This window comes from Pseudomonas sp. TH15 (assembly GCF_016651105.1).
Taxonomy (GTDB): Bacteria; Pseudomonadota; Gammaproteobacteria; order Pseudomonadales; family Pseudomonadaceae; genus Aquipseudomonas.
On record NZ_JAEKEL010000001.1, the window covers coordinates 1,152,687 to 1,171,108 of the forward strand.

An 18,422-nucleotide genomic window follows, 5' to 3' on the forward strand; every position below is an offset into this window, starting at 1 on the left:
CAACGCAGGCGAGTATGCGGTGCGGCGACGCAATCGTCACCGGTGAGATGGGCGCAAACGTGACGGCCGCCCCAGAAGGGCGGCCGTTTTACGTTGGATCAGGTGTTGTTGTGGTCGACTTTGATGGTTGGGTCACTGCCGGCAATCAACGAGTGAATGTTGGCGGTGGACCAGTTGTTGCCTTCCAGTTTGATCGTCACGTCCGGGGCCGCCGCCACAGCGTCTGTGGAGTTGAGCTTGCCCGCCGAGCTGACTTGCAGCGACGACACACCATCAACGGTGGTGATCTTCAGGAAGTTGTCGATGGTGCTACCGGTCTCGCCCTGCAGCAAATCACGCAGGTCGATGCGGTCGCCTTCGCCTGCATTGAAGTCCTTGATCACGTCGTTGCCGGTGTCGCCGGCCTTCCAGACGAAGGTGTCGGCACCCGCGCCGCCAATCAGGGTGTCGTTGCCCGGACCGCCGATCAGCGTGTCGTTACCGGTGCCGCCGAGCAGGATGTCATTGCCCTTGCCGCCATCGAGGACGTCGTCGCCACCCTGGCCGAAGAGAATGTCATTGCCTGCGCCGCCGAGCAGCGTGTCGTTGCCGTCATGGGCGCCGGACACGTCGAACGCCTGATAGTGCTCGGTGATGAACTGGTGCACGTTGCTGGTGGTGACTTTGCTGACGTCCACGCCGGTTTGCTGGGCGACGAACGCCTGCATGGCCTGGTAGCCCTCGCCGGCGATGCCGGTGAAGCTCACCAGGTCGCCGAACAGGATGTCATTGCCGTCACCGCCGCTGACCGTGTCGGAACCTGGCAGCGTCGCTTCGGTGTGACCGATGATCGAGTTGGCCAGGTCTTTCGGGTCGATGTTGGTTTGCGGGTTATTGTCCGAGTCGTATGGTTTCAGGTCGCTGAGGCCCACACCGCTGTTGATGCCGATGGCGTCGACATGCGACAGACCGTTCAGTATCGCGAAGCTGCTGTTGGCGTTGTCGACGGTGGTCTGGCTGGTACTGTTGCCGCTGCCCGCCAGGTTCGACAACTCGTAGGTGCCGTCGCCCTGAGCGTGAACGGTGCCCAGGTTGGAGGTGCTCCAGCCCCATTTCGACGTGTACGTCTGCAACTGCGCCGCACCGTTGCTGCTGATGGTGAAGTAGTGCGTGCTGTCGATGTACGTGCTGAAGGTGTCGCCGGTCTTGTAGTTGCTGGTTTTCACCACATCGTCGAGCTTCACGCTGCCGTACAGCGTCGGGTTGGTCTGCTCGCCGCTCTGGTAGTAGGTCGGCTGGCCGTCAGTGATGAAGTACGTGAGGTTCTTCGCCCCAGTGTTAGCCACGGCATCAGCGCTCTGGAACCAGTTGGCCGTGGTTTTGAACACGTCCTCGTAGTTGGTACCGCCGCCGGACGACATCGAGTCCAGGACTGTCTTGAGGGTAGCCAGCGCATTCGGATCGTTCAGGTTGACCGACACCGACTTGTTGACCTGGGTATCAAAGTCTGCGAGGAAGATGTTCACGGTGCCCGAGTTGCCGCCCATGCTCTGCTTCAGGGTGTTGAACACCGACGTCAGCGAGTCCTTGGCCGCGCTGATCGACGCCGCGCTCATGCTGCCCGAACTGTCGACCATGAAGGCGATGTTGTAGTTGGTGCCCGGCACCACGGTCAGGCCGCCGATGTCGGCGATCATGATGTCGTTGCCGTCGGTGCCGGTGATGGTGTCACTGGCTGCCGTGGCGGTGATCGCGTTGTACGTCGCCGGGTAAACGGTAACCGGGATCTGCGCCGTGGTGATGGCAGAACCGCCCAGCGCCTCGGTGGAAGTCGAGGTAACGGTCAGGTTGAACTGGCCGTTGAAGTAGGTCGGCGGGGTGACGGTCAGCGTGCCGAGGTTCCAGCCGGTGACGTTGGCTTCGCCGGCGGTCGCGGTGGCGGTGAAGGTGTGACCGGCGCCATCGGTAAGGACCGAGCCTGCCGGGATACCGCTGATTTTCACGCTCAGGCTTTCGGAGCCGTCGGTGTCGGTCAGTGCAGTATTGATCGCGGACAGGTGAACGTTGGTGCCTTCGAAGCCTTCGTTGAGTTTGTAGCCGTCGTAGTAGCCTTCGCCATTGGTGCCGTGCAGGTCGGAAACCGTCACGCCAGCCGCCGCCAGATCCGCCACGCCGGTGTACAGCGGCACGCCGGCACTGCTCAGGTCGATGGCGGTGCCGCCATTGACCGACAGGTTGACGTCATAGCTGCCCGGGCCGTTCTGGTTGTGGTGGTAGATGTCCAGGGTGTAGTAGCCGCTGGTGGTCGGGGTGAACGAGCCGCTCAACTGACCGCCCGCGCCCCACGTGGTGGCCGCGACGTTTTTGCCGCCGACGGTCACCAACAGGCTGTCATCGCCGGTACCGGTGAAGGTGTAGGTTTTGCCGGCTTCGAGGTAGATCAGGCCGAAGGTTTTCGACGCCGTACCGGCGGCCACGCTGCCGTCGGACTGCACGTTAGTGACGTTGCCGATGGTGTTTGGCGTACCGGCGGCATCGATGACCGATTTGAGCGTGGCGGTCGGTGCGCCGCTGCCATCGGTACCGAGGCCCGACAGGCCGGTCCAGACTTCCTTGACCAGTCCGGTGGATTTGACGCTGTTGTCCGCAACGTTCAGGGACGGTGCATCGGCGACCGGGGTGATGTCGATTTTCACCGTGCCGGTGTTGCCCAGCAGTTGGCCGTCAGTTGGCTGGAACTTGATCTGCGCGTAGTCCGCCTGATTGTTGCCCAGGCCAGTGCCACCGTAGCCGTTAGTGCCGGATTCATTGGCATCCGGGGTGAAGCGCAGCTTGCCAGCGTCGATGTCAGCTTTGGTGACGGTCTGGTTGACGGTGACGTCGGTCCAGGTCGAGCCGTTCAGGTACTGCAACTTGCCGTCGCCCGGCAGGCCGGTGATTTTCACACCCAGGCTCGCGGCCGGACTGTCGACATCGCTGACGCCGAAGGTCGACCAGCCGAGGATCAGCGGGGTGTCTTCGGTGCCGGTGACGTTAACCGGTGCAGCCGTTGGCGCGTCGTTCACGGCCACCACGTTGACGGTGGTGGTCGCGACATTCGAGTAATTGCCGCCATCGGTCACGGTCACGGTGATGATCCGTGGCACGGTGCTTGGGTCGTGGCTGCTGTTAGTGAAGCTGATGTTCTTGATCTGCTGCATGTAATCAGCGAGCGTCGCGTTGCCCGACAGGGTCAGCGTGACAGTGCCATTGGTGCTGTTGGCATTGATGGTGATGCCGTTGACGCTGTTGCCCAGGTTCAGCGCATCGCCGTCCTGACGGTTGGTCAGCACGATGGTGGCGCCGGTCAGCATGGTGCTGTCCGGGTCGGTGATTTTCAGGTCGGTGTCGGCAATCGACACACCCTGGCCAGTGGTGCCTTCGGTGAACGTCACCTTGTAATCGGCACCGGTGGCGCCGCTGGAGTTGTTGGCATCGAGGTCGATGACCGGCGGCGCATCGTTGTCGATGATCGTCGTGCTGACGCTGCCGTTGGTGGCGCTGACTGCCAGGCTCTCGAAGTTGCCGCCCGTAGCCGAGTCGATCTTGACCACGAAATTTTCAGTGTTTTCGGTGATCTTGTCGTCAAGGGTCGCCACGTTGAAGGTGGCGGTGCTGGCACCGGCCGGGATTTTCACGGTGTACACGCCGGTGAAGTCTGAACCGTCGGTGGCAGTGCCGCTGTAGACGATTTTCAGCGTCACGTCGGTTTGCGCCGGGTGCGTCAGGTTGACGGTGTAGCTGGCGGTCTGGCCTTCAGTCACCGAGGTGCTGCCGGTGATGCTGACTTCGGTTTTATCGATGGTATCGGTGACGTTGGTCACGGCAGGCGTGTTGCTGGTGGCCAGGTTCTCGAAGTTACCACCGGTGGCATTGGTGATCGAGGTGCTGACCTTGCCGGCGTCGATGTAAACGTCATCGGCCGGAGCCGCGACGGTCACGGTGCCCGTGGTTTTACCGGCATCGATGGTGATCACCGAGCCGTTCGACAAGGTCACGGTTACCGGGGTGCCAGCCGCATTGGTCAGGGTTGCGGTGTAGGTGATCTGGCCACCTTCAGCGACGGTGTTGGTTGCGGTCAACGACAGGTTAGTGGTGTCGATGGTGTCGGTCACAGTGGTGCTGACCGGGGTTTTGTCGGCCACCAGGTTTTCGTAGTTGCCGCCGCTGACGTTGCTGATCGAGTTGGTCAATGGCGCATGACCGTTGAGCGCGTCGTTCGGTGCAATCGCGGTGACGGTCCCGCTGGTTTTGCCGATGTCGATCGTGATGTTTTGACCATTGGCCAAGGTCACGATGACAGGCGAACCGGTGACGGCTGCACCCACGGTGGCGGTGTAGACGACGTTGCCGCCTTCAGCCGCGGTGCCGGTCGCGGTCAGCTTCACGGTCGAGGTGTCGATGGTGTCGGTGACGTTGGTCACGGCCGCAGCCGGATTGGTCGCCAGGTTCTCGAAGTTGCCACCGGTTGCTTTGGTGATCGTTGCCTGCACGGTGCCGGCGTCTTTGTACACGTCATCGGCTGGCGCTGGGACGGTCACGGTGCCGGTGGTTTTACCGGCGTCGATGGTGATCACCGAGCCGTTCGACAAGGTCACGGTTACCGGGGTGCCAGCCGCATTGGTCAGGGTTGCGGTGTAAGTGATCTGACCACCTTCGGCCACCGAGTTGGTTGCGGTCAACGACAGGTTGGTGGTGTCGATGGTGTCGGTCACCGTGGTGCTGACCGGGGTTTTGTCGGCCACCAGGTTTTCGTAGTTACCACCGCTCACGTTGGTGATCGAGTTGGTCAGTGGCGCATGACCATTCAACGCGTCGTTAGGCGCGATGGCGGTCACGGTGCCAGTGGTTTTACCGATGTCGATGGTGATGGTCTGGCCGTTGGCCAAGGTCACGGTGACCGGCGTGCCAGTCACTGGCTGGCCAACCGTCGCGGTGTAAGTGACGATGCCACCTTCAGCCGCGGATGGATCAGCCTTCAGGGTAACGGTCGAGGTGTCGATGGTGTCGGTGACGTTGGTCACGGCCGCAGCCGTGCTCGGTACGAGGCTTTCGAAATTGCCGCCGGTCGCGGTGGTAATTGTGGCGCTGACCTTGCCGGCGTCGATGTAGACGTCATCGGCTGGTGCTGCGACGGTCACGGTTCCCGTGGTTTTACCGGCATCGATGGTGATCACCGAGCCGTTCGACAAGGTCACGGTTACCGGGGTGCCAGCCGCGTTGGTCAGTGTTGCGGTGTAAGTGATCTGACCACCTTCGGCCACCGAGTTGGTTGCGGTCAACGACAGGTTGGTGGTGTCGATGGTGTCGGTCACGGTGGTGCTGACCGGGGTTTTGTCGGCCACCAGGTTTTCGTAGTTGCCGCCGCTGACGTTGCTGATCGAGTTGGTCAATGGCGCATGACCGTTGAGCGCGTCGTTCGGTGCAATCGCGGTGACGGTCCCGCTGGTTTTGCCGATGTCGATGGTGATGTTTTGGCCGTTGGCCAAGGTCACGATGACCGCGCTGCCAGTCACTGGCTGGCCAACCGTCGCGGTGTAGGTGACGGTGCCACCTTCAGCCGCGGATGGATCAGCCTTCAGGGTGACGGTCGAGGTGTCGATGGTGTCGGTGACGTTGGTCACGGCCGCAGCCGTGCTCGGTACGAGGCTTTCGAAATTGCCGCCGGCCGCGGTGGTAATTGTGGCGCTGACCTTGCCGGCGTCGAGGTAGACGTCGTCTTTTGGTGCATCGACCGTCACGGTTCCCGTGGTTTTGCCGGCGTCGATGGTGATCACCGAGCCGTTCGACAAGGTCACGGTCACCGGGGTGCCGGCCGCGTTGGTCAGGGTTGCGGTGTAAACGATCTGACCACCTTCGGCCACCGAGTTGGTTGCGGTCAACGACAGGTTGGTGGTGTCGATGGTGTCGGTCACAGTGGTGCTGACCGGGGTTTTGTCGGCCACCAGGTTTTCGTAGTTACCACCGCTCACGTTGGTGATCGAGTTGGTCAGTGGCGCATGACCGGTCAGCACATCATTCGGTGCGATGGTGGTTACGGTGCCAGTGGTTTTACCCACTTCGATGGTGATCTGCTGACCATTGGACAAGGTCACTACGACAGGCGAGCCAGTCACTGGCGCCCCAACCGTCGCGGTGTAGACGACGTTGCCGCCTTCTGCCGCAGTGCCGGTGGCAGTCAGCTTCACGGTCGAGGTGTCGATGGTGTCGGTGACGTTGGTCACGGCCGCAGCCGTGCTCGGCACCAGGTTCTCGAAGTTACCGCCAGTGGCCTTGGTGATGGTGGCCTGAACGGTGCCGGCGTCTTTGTAGACGTCGTCGGCCGGAGCCGGGACGGTCACGGTTCCGGTGGTTTTGCCCGCGTCGATGGTGATCACCGAGCCGTTGCTCAGGGTCACGGTCACGGGTGTGCCGGCAGCATTGGTCAGCGTTGCGGTGTAGACGATCGAACCGCCTTCAGCGACGGTGTTAGTTGCGGTCAGCGACAGGTTTGTGGTGTCGACGGTGTCAGTGACGTTAGTCGAAACCGGGGTTTTGTCGGCCACCAGGTTTTCGTAGTTGCCACCAGTTACGCCCGTGATGGCATTGGTCAGCGGAGCATGACCGGTCAACGCATCATTCGGCGCCGTGGTAGTTACGGTGCCAGTGGTTTTACCGACTTCGATAGTGATGTTCTGACCATTGGCCAGCGTTACCACAACTGGAGAACCGGTAACCGGCGCGCCAACAGTGGCGGTGTAGGTGACGGTGCCACCCTCAGCCGCCGACTCGGTCGCGGTCAGTTTGACGGTAGTCGTGTCGATGGTATCGGTAACGTTGGTCACCGCCGGAACAGTGCTCGGCACCAGGTTCTCGAAGTTGCCACCAGTGGCAGTCGAAATGGTTGCTTCGACTTTGCCCGCGTCTTTGTAAACATCGTCAGCCGGAGCAGCAACGGTCACGGTACCGGTGGTTTTTCCCGCATCGATGGTGATCACCGAGCCGTTGCTCAGCGTGACGGTCACGGGTGTGCCGGCAGCATTGGTCAGCGTCGCGGTGTAAACAATCGAACCGCCTTCAGCTACGGTATCAGTCGCGCTCAGGCTGAGGGTTGTGGTGTCTACGGTGTCAGTGACGTTAGTCGAAACCGGGGTTTTGTCGGCGACCAGGTTTTCGTAGTTGCCGCCGCTTACACCAGTAATCGAGTTGGTCAGTGGCGCATGACCGTTGAGCGCGTCGTTCGGTGCAATCGCGGTGACGGTGCCCGTGGTTTTACCGATATCGATAGTGATGGTCTGGCCGTTGGCCAACGATACGGTGACCGGCGAGCCGGTCACTGGCTGGCCAACCGTCGCGGTGTAAGTGACGGTGCCACCTTCAGCCGCGGATGGATCAGCCTTCAGGGTGACGGTCGAGGTGTCGATGGTGTCGGTGACGTTGGTCACGGCCGCAGCCGGATTGGTCACCAGGTTCTCGAAGTTACCGCCAGCGGCATCTTTGACAGTGACTTCAACTTTGCCGGCGTCTTTATAGACGTCATCGGCCGGAGCTGCGACGGTCACGGAACCGGTGGTTTTACCCGCATCGATGGTGATCACCGAGCCGTTGCTCAGCGTGACGGTCACGGGTGTGCCGGCAGCATTGGTCAGCGTCGCGGTGTAAACAATCGAACCGCCTTCAGCTACGGTATCAGTCGCGCTCAGGCTGAGGGTTGTGGTGTCTACGGTGTCAGTGACGTTAGTCGAAACCGGGGTTTTGTCGGCGACCAGGTTTTCGTAGTTGCCGCCGCTTACACCAGTAATCGAGTTGGTCAGTGGCGCATGACCGTTGAGCGCGTCGTTCGGTGCAATCGCGGTGACGGTCCCGCTGGTTTTGCCGATGTCGATCGTGATGTTTTGACCATTGGCCAAGGTCACGATGACCGCGCTGCCAGTCACAGGCTGGCCAACCGTCGCGGTGTAAGTGACGGTGCCACCTTCAGCGGCAGTCTCGGTTGCGGTCAGTTTGACGATAGTCGTGTCGATGGTATCGGTAACATTGGTCACCGCAGGAACAGTGCTCGGTACCAGGTTCTCGAAGTTGCCACCCGTGGCCGTCGAAATGGTTGCTTCGACTTTGCCTGCGTCTTTGTAAACGTCGTCAGCCGGAGCCGGAACAGTCACGGTGCCAGTGGTTTTACCCGCTTCGATGGTGATCACTGCGCCGTTCGACAGAGTCACGGTCACTGGCGAACCAGCAGCGTTGGTCAACGTCGCGGTGTAAACAATCGAACCGCCCTCGGCGACCGAGTTCGTAGCGGTCAGCGACAGGTTGGTGGTGTCGACGGTATCGGTGACAGTGGTCGAAACCGGAGTTTTATCCGCTACGAGATTCTCGTAGTTACCGCCAGTCACGCCAGTGATCGCGTTGGTCAGTGGCGCGTGACCGGTCAACGCATCATTCGGCGCGGTGGTGGTTACGGTGCCAGTGGTCTTGCCGACTTCGATGGTGATGTTCTGGCCATTGGCCAAAGTCACGACGACCGGAGAGCCAGTCACCGGCGCACCAACAGTCGCGGTGTAAGTGACGGTGCCGCCTTCAGCGGCAGTCTCGGTTGCGGTGAGTTTTACCGTCGAGGTGTCGATGGTATCAGTCACTTCGGTGACGGCCGGAACAGTGCTCGGCACCAGGTTCTCGAAGTTGCCACCAGTGGCCGTCGAAATGGTTGCTTCGACTTTGCCTGCGTCTTTGTAAACGTCGTCAGCCGGAGCCGGAACAGTCACGGTGCCAGTGGTTTTACCCGCTTCGATGGTGATCACTGCGCCGTTCGACAGAGTCACGGTCACTGGCGAACCAGCAGCGTTGGTCAACGTCGCGGTGTAAACAATCGAACCGCCCTCGGCGACCGAGTTCGTAGCGGTCAGCGACAGGTTTGTGGTGTCTACGGTGTCAGTGACGTTAGTCGAAACCGGGGTTTTGTCGGCGACCAGGTTTTCGTAGTTACCGCCGCTTACACCAGTAATCGAGTTGGTCAGTGGCGCATGACCGTTCAACGCGTCGTTAGGCGCGATGGCGGTCACGGTGCCAGTGGTTTTACCGATGTCGATGGTGATGGTCTGGCCGTTGGCCAAGGTCACGGTGACCGGGCTGCCAGTCACTGGCTGGCCAACCGTCGCGGTGTAAGTGACGGTGCCACCTTCAGCCGCGGATGGATCAGCCTTCAGGGTAACGGTCGAGGTGTCGATGGTATCAGTGACGTTGGTCACGGCCGCAGCTGGATTGGTCACCAGGTTCTCGAAGTTGCCACCCGTGGCCGTCGAAATGGTTGCTTCGACTTTGCCTGCGTCTTTGTAAACGTCGTCAGCCGGAGCCGGAACAGTCACGGTGCCGGTGGTTTTGCCCGCTTCGATGGTAATGACAGCGCCGTTCGACAGAGTCACGGTCACTGGCGAACCAGCAGCGTTGGTCAGGGTTGCGGTGTAAACAATCGAGCCACCCTCAGCGACCGAGTTCGTAGCGGTCAGCGACAGGTTGGTGGTATCGATGGTGTCAGTGACGTTGGTCGAAACCGGAGTCTTGTCGGCAACGAGATTTTCGTAGTTGCCGCCGGTTACGCCTGTGATGGCATTGGTCAGTGGAGCATGACCGGTCAACGCATCATTCGGCGCCGTGGTAGTTACGGTGCCAGTGGTTTTACCGACTTCGATGGTGATGTTCTGACCGTTGGCCAGCGTTACCACAACTGGAGAACCGGTAACCGGCGCGCCGACAGTCGCGGTATAGGTGACCGTGCCACCCTCAGCCGCCGACTCGGTCGCGGTCAGTTTGACTGTAGTGGTGTCGATGGTGTCAGTGACGTTGGTCACCGCCGGAACAGTGCTCGGCACCAGGTTCTCGAAGTTGCCACCCGTGGCCGTCGAAATGGTTGCTTCGACTTTGCCCGCATCTTTATAAACGTCGTCAGCCGGAGCGGCGACGGTCACAGTGCCAGTGGTTTTACCCGCTTCGATGGTGATGACAGCGCCGTTCGACAGAGTCACGGTGACTGGCGAGCCAGCAGCGTTAGTCAGGGTTGCGGTGTAAACAATCGAACCGCCCTCGGCGACCGAGTTCGTAGCGGTCAGCGACAGGTTGGTGGTGTCGACGGTATCGGTGACAGTGGTCGAAACCGGAGTTTTATCCGCTACGAGATTTTCGTAGTTACCGCCAGTCACGCCAGTGATCGCGTTGGTCAGCGGAGCATGACCGGTCAACGCATCATTCGGCGCCGTGGTAGTTACGGTGCCAGTGGTTTTACCGACTTCGATAGTGATGTTCTGACCATTGGCCAGCGTTACCACAACTGGAGAACCGGTAACCGGCGCGCCAACAGTCGCGGTGTAAGTGACAGTGCCACCTTCAGCCGCCGATGGATCAGCGTTCAGGGTGACGGTCGTGGTGTCGATGGTGTCAGTGACGTTGGTCACCGCAGGAACAGTGCTTGGCACCAGGTTCTCGAAGTTGCCACCCGTAGCGGTCGAAATGGTTGCTTCGACTTTGCCTGCGTCTTTGTAAACGTCGTCAGCCGGAGCCGCCACGGTCACGGTGCCAGTGGTTTTGCCCGCTTCGATGGTGATCACTGCGCCGTTCGACAAAGTAACGGTCACCGGCGAACCCGCCGGGTTGGTCAGCGTCGCGGTGTAAACAATCGAGCCACCCTCAGCCACCGAGTCACTGGCGGTCAGGTTCAAGTTCGTAGTGTCGACGGTATCCGAAACGGAGGTGTCGGCGGACTTGCCGTCGACAGCCAGTTTTTCGTAGTTGCCGCCAGTGGCGCCGTCGATGGTCACGCTCAGCGAGCTACCGCCCGCCAGCGGACTGTTCGGCGCGACGAAGTTTACGCTGCCAGTGGTTTCACCCACGGCGATGGTGATGGTCTGGCCGTTGGACAAGGTCACCACGACTGGCGAACCGGTTACTGGTGCGGTCACGGTCGCGGTGTAGACCACGGTTTCGCCTTCGGCGACGTTCGCGGTGGCGGTCAGCGACACGGTCGAGGTGTCGATGGTGTCAGTGACGTTGGTCACGGCCGCAGCCGGATTGGTCGCCAGGTTCTCGAAGTTACCGCCAGTGGCACCTTTGATGGTGGCTTGAACGGTGCCGGCATCCTTGTACACGTCATCGGCCGGAGCTGGGACGGTCACGGTGCCCGTGGTTTTACCGGCGTCGATGGTGATCACCGAGCCGTTGCTCAGCGTCACGGTCACCGGGGTGCCGGCCGCGTTGGTCAGGGTTGCGGTGTAGGTGATCTGACCACCTTCGGCCACCGAGTTGGTTGCGGTCAACGACAGGTTGGTGGTGTCGATGGTGTCAGTAACGGTGGTCGAAACCGGCGTCTTGTCGGCGACCAGGTTTTCGTAGTTGCCGCCGCTTACACCAGTAATCGAGTTGGTCAGTGGGGCGTGACCATTGAGGGCATCGTTCGGTGCAACAGCGTTAACGGTGCCGCTGGTTTTGCCGATGTCGATAGTGATGGTCTGGCCGTTGGCCAACGATACGGTGACCGGCGAGCCGGTCACTGGCTGGCCAACCGTCGCGGTGTAAGTGACGGTGCCACCTTCAGCAGCAGACTCGGTGGCAGTCAGTTTGACGCTGGTGGTGTCGATGGTATCGGTGACGTTGGTCACGGCTGGAACCGTGCTCGGAACGAGGTTCTCGAAGTTGCCGCCAGTGGCGCCTGTGATAGTGACTTCAACTTTGCCAGCGTCTTTGTAGACGTCATCGGCCGGTGCTGCGACAGTCACGGTGCCGGTGGTTTTACCCGCTTCGATGGTGATGACGGCGCCGTTCGACAGCGTCACGGTCACCGGCGAACCAGCAGCGTTGGTCAAGGTCGCGGTGTAAACGATCGAGCCGCCCTCGGCCACAGAATCGGTCGCGCTCAGCGTCAGACTGGTGGTGTCGGCAACGTCCGTAACAGCCGTCGAAACCGGGGTCTTGTCTGCCACCAAGTTCTCGTAGTTGCCGCCGCTGACGCCGGTGATCGAGTTGGTCAATGGTGCCTGGCCAACCAAGGCGTCGTTAGGCGCAGTGGTGGTTACGGTGCCGGTAGTCTTGCCGACTTCGATGGTGATGTTCTGGCCATTGGCCAAAGTCACGACGACCGGAGAGCCAGTCACCGGGGCGCCAACAGTGGCGGTGTAAGTAACGGTGCCGCCCTCGGCCACCGAGGTGTCGGCCGTCAGCTTCACGGTCGAGGTGTCGATGGTATCGGTGACGTTGGTCACGGCCGCAGCTGGATTGGTCACCAGGTTCTCAAAGTTACCGCCAGCGGCATCTTTAACGGTGACTTCAACTTTGCCGGCGTCTTTATAAACGTCATCGGCCGGGGCTGCGACGGTCACGGTGCCCGTGGTTTTACCGGCATCGATGGTGATCACCGAGCCGTTCGACAAGGTCACGGTTACCGGGGTGCCAGCCGCATTGGTCAGGGTGGCGGTGTAAACAATCGAACCACCTTCAGCCACGGTATCAGTCGCGCTCAGGCTCAGGCCCGTGGTGGTGTCTACGGTGTCAGTGACTGTCGTCACGGCCGGGGTTTTGTCGGCCACGAGGTTTTCGTAGTTGCCGCCGCTGGTGCCGTCGATTTTCACGCTCAGCGTATTGCCGCCGGCGAGTGCATCGTTCGGTGCGGTGAAGTTGACGCTGCCGCTGCTGGCGCCGACCGGGATGGTGATGGTCTGGCCGTTGGACAGGGTCACAACCACCGGCGAACCGGTCACTGGCGCGGTCACGGACGCGGTGTAAACCACCACGCCGCCTTCAGCGGCGCTGGCAGTAGCGGTCAGCGAAACAGTGCTGTTGTCGATGGTGTCGGTCACGTTGGTGACCGCTGGAGTCTTGTCGACTACCAGATTCTCGAAGTTGCCGCCGGTGGTCTTGGTGATGCTTGCATCGACCTTGCCGGCGTCCTTGTAGACGTCATCCGCCGGCGCCGCAACGGTCGCGGTGCCGGTGGTCGCGCCTTTGGCGATGTTGATCACCGCGCCGTTGCTCAGGGTCACGGTCATGGCCGTGCCGGCTGCGTTGGTCAGGGTTGCGGTGTAGACGATCGAGCCGCCCTCGGCGACCGAACCGGTGGCGCTCAGGCTGATATTGGTGGTGTCGACGGTGTCGGTGACGGTGGTGACCACTGCCGAACGGTTGGCATCGACCTGCTCGAAGTTGCCGCCGCTGTGGCTGGCAATCGCGGTCTGTACTTTGCCGCCATCGATGTACGGGGTGTTTGCTGGCGCAGCGAAGTTCACCGAGCCGGTGGTCGCGCCGGCGGCGATGTTGATCACCGCGCCGTTGGCCAGGGTCACGGTCATGGCGGTGCCGGCCGGATTGCTCAGGGTCGCGGTGTAGGTGATCTGGCCACCTTCGCTGACGGTGTCGCTGGCGCTGAGGGTCAGCGTGGTTTTGTCGATGGTGTCATTGACGGTGGTGCTGACCGGGGTTTTGCTGACATCGAGATTCTCGAAGTTGCCGCCTGTGGCATCGGTCATGGTCACGGTGAGCTTGCTGACGTCTTTGTAAACGTCATCGCTCGGCGCCGCGATGGTCACCGAACCAGTGGTTTTACCGGCCTCGATGGTGATGGTCTGGCCGTTGCTCAGGTTGACGGTCACCGGGGTTTGCGCGGCGTTGGTCAGGGTCGCGGTGTAGGTGATCGACGTGCCTTCGAGCACATAGCTTTCAGCGCTGAGGGTCAGGTGCGTGGTGTTGATCGTGTCGGCAACGTTGGTGACCGCTGGCGTTGGGTTGGTCACCAGGTTCTCGAAGTTACCGCCAGCCGCGTCTTTGACAGTGACTTCAACTTTGCCAGCATCTTTGTAAACGTCATCGGCCGGAGCTGCGACGGTGACGGAACCGGTAGTTTTGCCAGCGTCGATGGTGATCACCGAGCCGTTGCTCAGGGTGACGGTCACGGGTGTGCCGGCCGCATTGGTCAGGGTGGCGGTGTAGGTGATCTGGCCACCTTCAGCGACCGAGTCTGTCGCGCTCAGGCTCAGGGTGGTGGTGTCAACGGTGTCAGTGACGGTAGTCGAAACCGGGGTTTTGTCGGCGACCAGGTTTTCGTAGTTGCCGCCGCTGACGTTGGTGATCGAGTTGGTCAGTGGCGCATGACCGTTGAGCGCGTCGTTCGGTGCAATCGCGGTGACGGTCCCGCTGGTTTTGCCGATGTCGATGGTGATGTTTTGGCCGTTGGCCAAGGTCACGATGACCGCGCTGCCAGTCACTGGTTGGCCGACGGTGGCGGTGTAAGTGACGGTGCCACCTTCAGCTGCGGATGGATCAGCCTTCAGGGTGACGGTCGAGGTGTCGATGGTGTCAGTGACGTTGGTCACGGCCGCAGCCGGATTGGTCACCAGGTTCTCGAAGTTACCGCCAGCGGCATCTTTGACGGTGACTTCAACTTTGCCGGCGTCTTTGTAGACGTCATCGGCCGGAGCTGCGACGGTCACGGTGCCCGTGGTTTTACCCGCATCGATGGTGATCACCGAGCCGTTGCTCAAGGTCACGGTCACCGGGGTGCCGGCGGCGTTGGTCAGGGTAGCGGTGTAAACAATCGAACCGCCTTCAGCTACGGTATCAGTCGCGCTCAGGCTCAGCGTGGTGGTATCAACCGTGTCGGTCACAGTGGTGCTGACCGGGGTTTTGTCGGCCACCAGGTTTTCGTAGTTACCGCCGCTAACGTCGGTGATCGAGTTAGTCAGTGGCGCATGACCGTTCAACGCGTCGTTCGGTGCAACGGCTGTGACGGTGCCGCTGGTTTTACCGATGTCGATCGTGATGGTCTGGCCGTTGGCCAAGGTTACGGTGACTGGCGAACCTGTCACTGGCTGACCGACGGTGGCGGTGTAAGTGACGGTGCCACCTTCAGCTGCGGATGGATCAGCCTTCAAGGTAACGGTCGAGGTGTCGATGGTGTCGGTGACGTTGGTCACGGCCGCAGCCGGATTGGTCACCAGGTTCTCAAAGTTACCGCCAGCGGCATCTTTAACGGTGACTTCAACTTTGCCGGCGTCTTTATAAACGTCATCGGCCGGGGCTGCGACGGTGACGGTGCCCGTGGTTTTGCCGGCGTCGATGGTGATCACCGAGCCATTGCTCAAGGTGACAGTCACGGGTGTGCCGGCAGCATTGGTCAGTGTCGCGGTGTAAACAATCGAACCGCCTTCAGCTACGGTATCAGTCGCGCTCAGGCTGAGGGTCGTGGTGTCTACGGTATCAGTGACGTTAGTCGAAACCGGGGTTTTGTCGGCCACCAGGTTTTCGTAGTTACCGCCGCTAACGTCGGTGATCGAGTTAGTCAGTGGCGCATGACCGTTGAACGCGTCGTTCGGTGCAATGGCGGTCACGGTGCCAGTGGTTTTACCGATGTCGATCGTGATGGTCTGGCCGTTGGCCAAGGTCACTACGACAGGCGAACCGGTAACGGGTGCGCCGACGGTGGCGGTGTAGGTGACGGTGCCACCTTCAGCAGCAGATTCGGTGGCAGTCAGTTTGACCGTCGTCGTGTCGATGGTATCGGTGACGTCGGTAACGGCGGGAACAGTACTCGGTACGAGGTTCTCGAAGTTGCCGCCGGTAGCGTCCTTGATGGTCACTTCGACTTTGCCGGCGTCTTTATAGACGTCGTCGGCTGGCGCTGGAACAGTTGCGGTGCCAGTGGTTTTGCCTGCGTCGATGGTGATCACGGCGCCGTTCGACAGGGTCACGGTGACCGGCGTGCCGGCCGGGTTGGTCAGCGTCGCGGTGTAAATGATCGAGCCGCCCTCGGCCACAGAACCGGTCGCGCTCAGCGTCAGGTTGGTGGTGTCGGCGACGTCCGTAACGGCCGTCGAAACCGGGGTCTTGTCGGCCACGAGGTCTTCGTAGTTGCCACCGGTCACGCCAGTGATCGAGTTGGTCAGCGGTGCATTGCCGACCAGCGCGTCGTTCGGCGCAGTGGTGGTCACGGTGCCGGTGGTTTTACCCACTTCAATGGTGATGCTTTGACCATTGGCCAGCGTCACCACGACAGGCGAGCCGGTCACTGGCGCGCCCACGGTGGCGGTGTAAGTGACAGTGCCGCCTTCAGCCACCGACGTATCGGCGCTCAGTTTCACGGTCGACGTGTCGATGGTGTCGGTCACTTCGGTCACGGCTGGCATGGTGCTCGGAACAAGGTTCTCGAAGTTACCGCCAGCGGCATCTTTGACAGTGACTTCAACTTTGCCGGCGTCTTTATAGACGTCATTGGCCGGGGTGTCGACGTGCACTGAGCCAGTGGTTTTACCGGCTTCAATAGTGATGGTCGAACCGTTGGACAGCGTGACGGTAACTGGCGTTTGCGCCGCGTTGGTCAAGGTGGCGGTATAGGTGATCTGGCCGCCTTCGGTGACAGTCGAATCCGCTGTCAGCGTAACAGTGGTGGTGTCGATCGAATCCGTGATGGTCGTGACCGCTGGTGCTGGATTCGGTACCAGGTTCTCGAAGTTGCCGCCCGTGGTGCCGGTAATTGTGGTGCTGACGGTGCTGCCGTTCTGATAGACGTCATTGGCCGGGGTATCGACGTGCACCGAGCCGGTGGTTTTACCGGCTTCAATGGTAATGGTCGAGCCGTTGGACAGGGTCACGGTCACTGGCGTTTGCGCCGGGTTGGTCAGGGTCGCGGTGTAGGTGATCTGGCCGCCTTCGGTAACAGTGCCGGTCGCTGTCAGGGTAAGCCCGGTGTTGTCGACAGAGTCGGTAATGGTCGTGACCGCCGGGGCCGGGTTCGGCGCCAGGTTCTCGAAATTGCCGCCCGTAGTGCCGGTGATCGTGGTGCTGACGGTGCTGCCGTTGTTGTAGACGTCATTGGCTGGCGTCGGAACGTTCACAGTGCCAGTGGTTTTGCCGGCGTCGATGGTGATGGTCGAACCGTTGGACAGCGTCACGGTAACTGGCGTTTGAGCCGGGTTGGTCAAGGTAGCGGTGTAAGTGATCTGGCCGCCCTCGGTGACAGAGCCGCTGGCTGTCAGTGTCAGGCCGGTGTTGTCCACCGAATCAGTGATGGTCGTCACGGCTGGAGCCGGGTTCGGGGTCAGCTGTTCGAAGTTGCCGCCCGTTGCGCCGGTGATCGTGGTGGTGACGGTGCTGCCGTTGTTATAGACGTCATTGGCTGGCGTCGGAACGTTCACAGTGCCAGTGGTTTTGCCGGCGTCGATGGTGATGGTCGAACCGTTGGACAGGGTCACGGTAACCGGGGTCTGAGCCGGATTGGTCAGTGTTGCGGTGTAGGTGATTTGCCCGCCTTCAGTGACGGTGCCGCCCGCCGTCAAGGTGACGGTAGTGGTGTCGATAGTGTCGGTGACCTGAGTCACGGCCGGCACGGTCGGCGGGGTGACGAGGATGCCGGCACCACCGGTGGTGCCAGTGACCGTAACGTTGATCTGAGTCGCGTCGTTATAGACGGTGTCGTGTGGTGCCAGTGTCACGTTGACGGTGCCGGTGGTCTGGCCGGCCTGAATCACGATCACCGAGCCGTTGGACAGGGAGATGGTCAGGTCGCTGGTCGGTGCCTGGGTCAGGGTTGCGGTGTAAACCAGTACGCCGCCGGCTTCGGTGATAGTCGGCGTGGCGCTGAGGCTCAGGGTCGAGGCGTTAACGACGGTGGCGTTGTTGGTGGTCTGGGCACCGACGATGTTTTGTGTGGCCAGCGCGGCAGAGCCGATGCCCGCGGTCGGGAAACCAATGGTCGGGTCTACCCGGCCAGCGGTTGCATCCAATACCACGAAACTGTGACCGCCACCGGCCGCACCACCCGTGCCCGCTGCTGCCGGACCGGCTGCGGCCGCTTCAAATGCAGTCGTCGGGTCGGCGCCGGCAGCGATGGCTTGCTGCAGTTCTTCAACCGATGGCGCGGCTTGTGCAGTGGCTTCTGCCAAGTTGGTGGTGGAGTCCGGATCGGTGCCACTCCACTGAGTGTCGCGGCCCAGGTCCAGGGTGCGGCCATCGGCCAATTCGAGCGTGACGGCGCCAGCGGCACCGGTGTCTACCTGATCGCCGACAAACAGCCGGTCGCCTTCAATGAGTACGCGGCGGACACCCTCTGGGGACACCGCGAAAACCTGACCAACAATGCTTTTGACGATGGCAACAACACTGCTCATTGAAGACTCTCCGGGTGTCACGTTCAGTTGACTTCCATGGACCTGATGGCGAACTTGCCAAAGCAGTCTGGACGTACTTTTTTGAAAATTAACGCACAAGATTGACGCTACGATCCGTCAATAATTTGGCTATATTCTTTCGTTATTAACTTTATGCCAAACTATTGACCTTATGGGTGCCATCCTAAACAATCGCCCCAGTAATGTCACATTGATATTTAACGCGGCGACCTGTCCTACAGCGTGTGATCCAGTTCCTGTTTTGAACTTTCCGACATACGGTCATTC

Annotated in this window: 1 protein-coding gene; it reads right to left on the minus strand. The window is 60.9% G+C overall.

Features of this window, described 5'->3' with window-relative positions; translation table 11 throughout:
- Positions 1-98: 98 nt before the first annotated feature.
- Positions 99-18,134: an immunoglobulin-like domain-containing protein gene (locus tag JFT87_RS05335; RefSeq protein WP_201199445.1), complete on the minus strand. Its 18,036-nt coding sequence runs from the start codon at positions 18,132-18,134 to the stop codon at positions 99-101.
- Between the last annotated feature and the right edge of the window lie 288 nt (positions 18,135-18,422).

What these genes read in the sequence shown, in the direction of transcription:
- JFT87_RS05335 (WP_201199445.1), bottom strand. Translation starts at nt 18,134, where the DNA reads ATGAGCAGTGTTGTTGCCATCGTCAAAAGCATTGTTGGTCAGGTTTTC.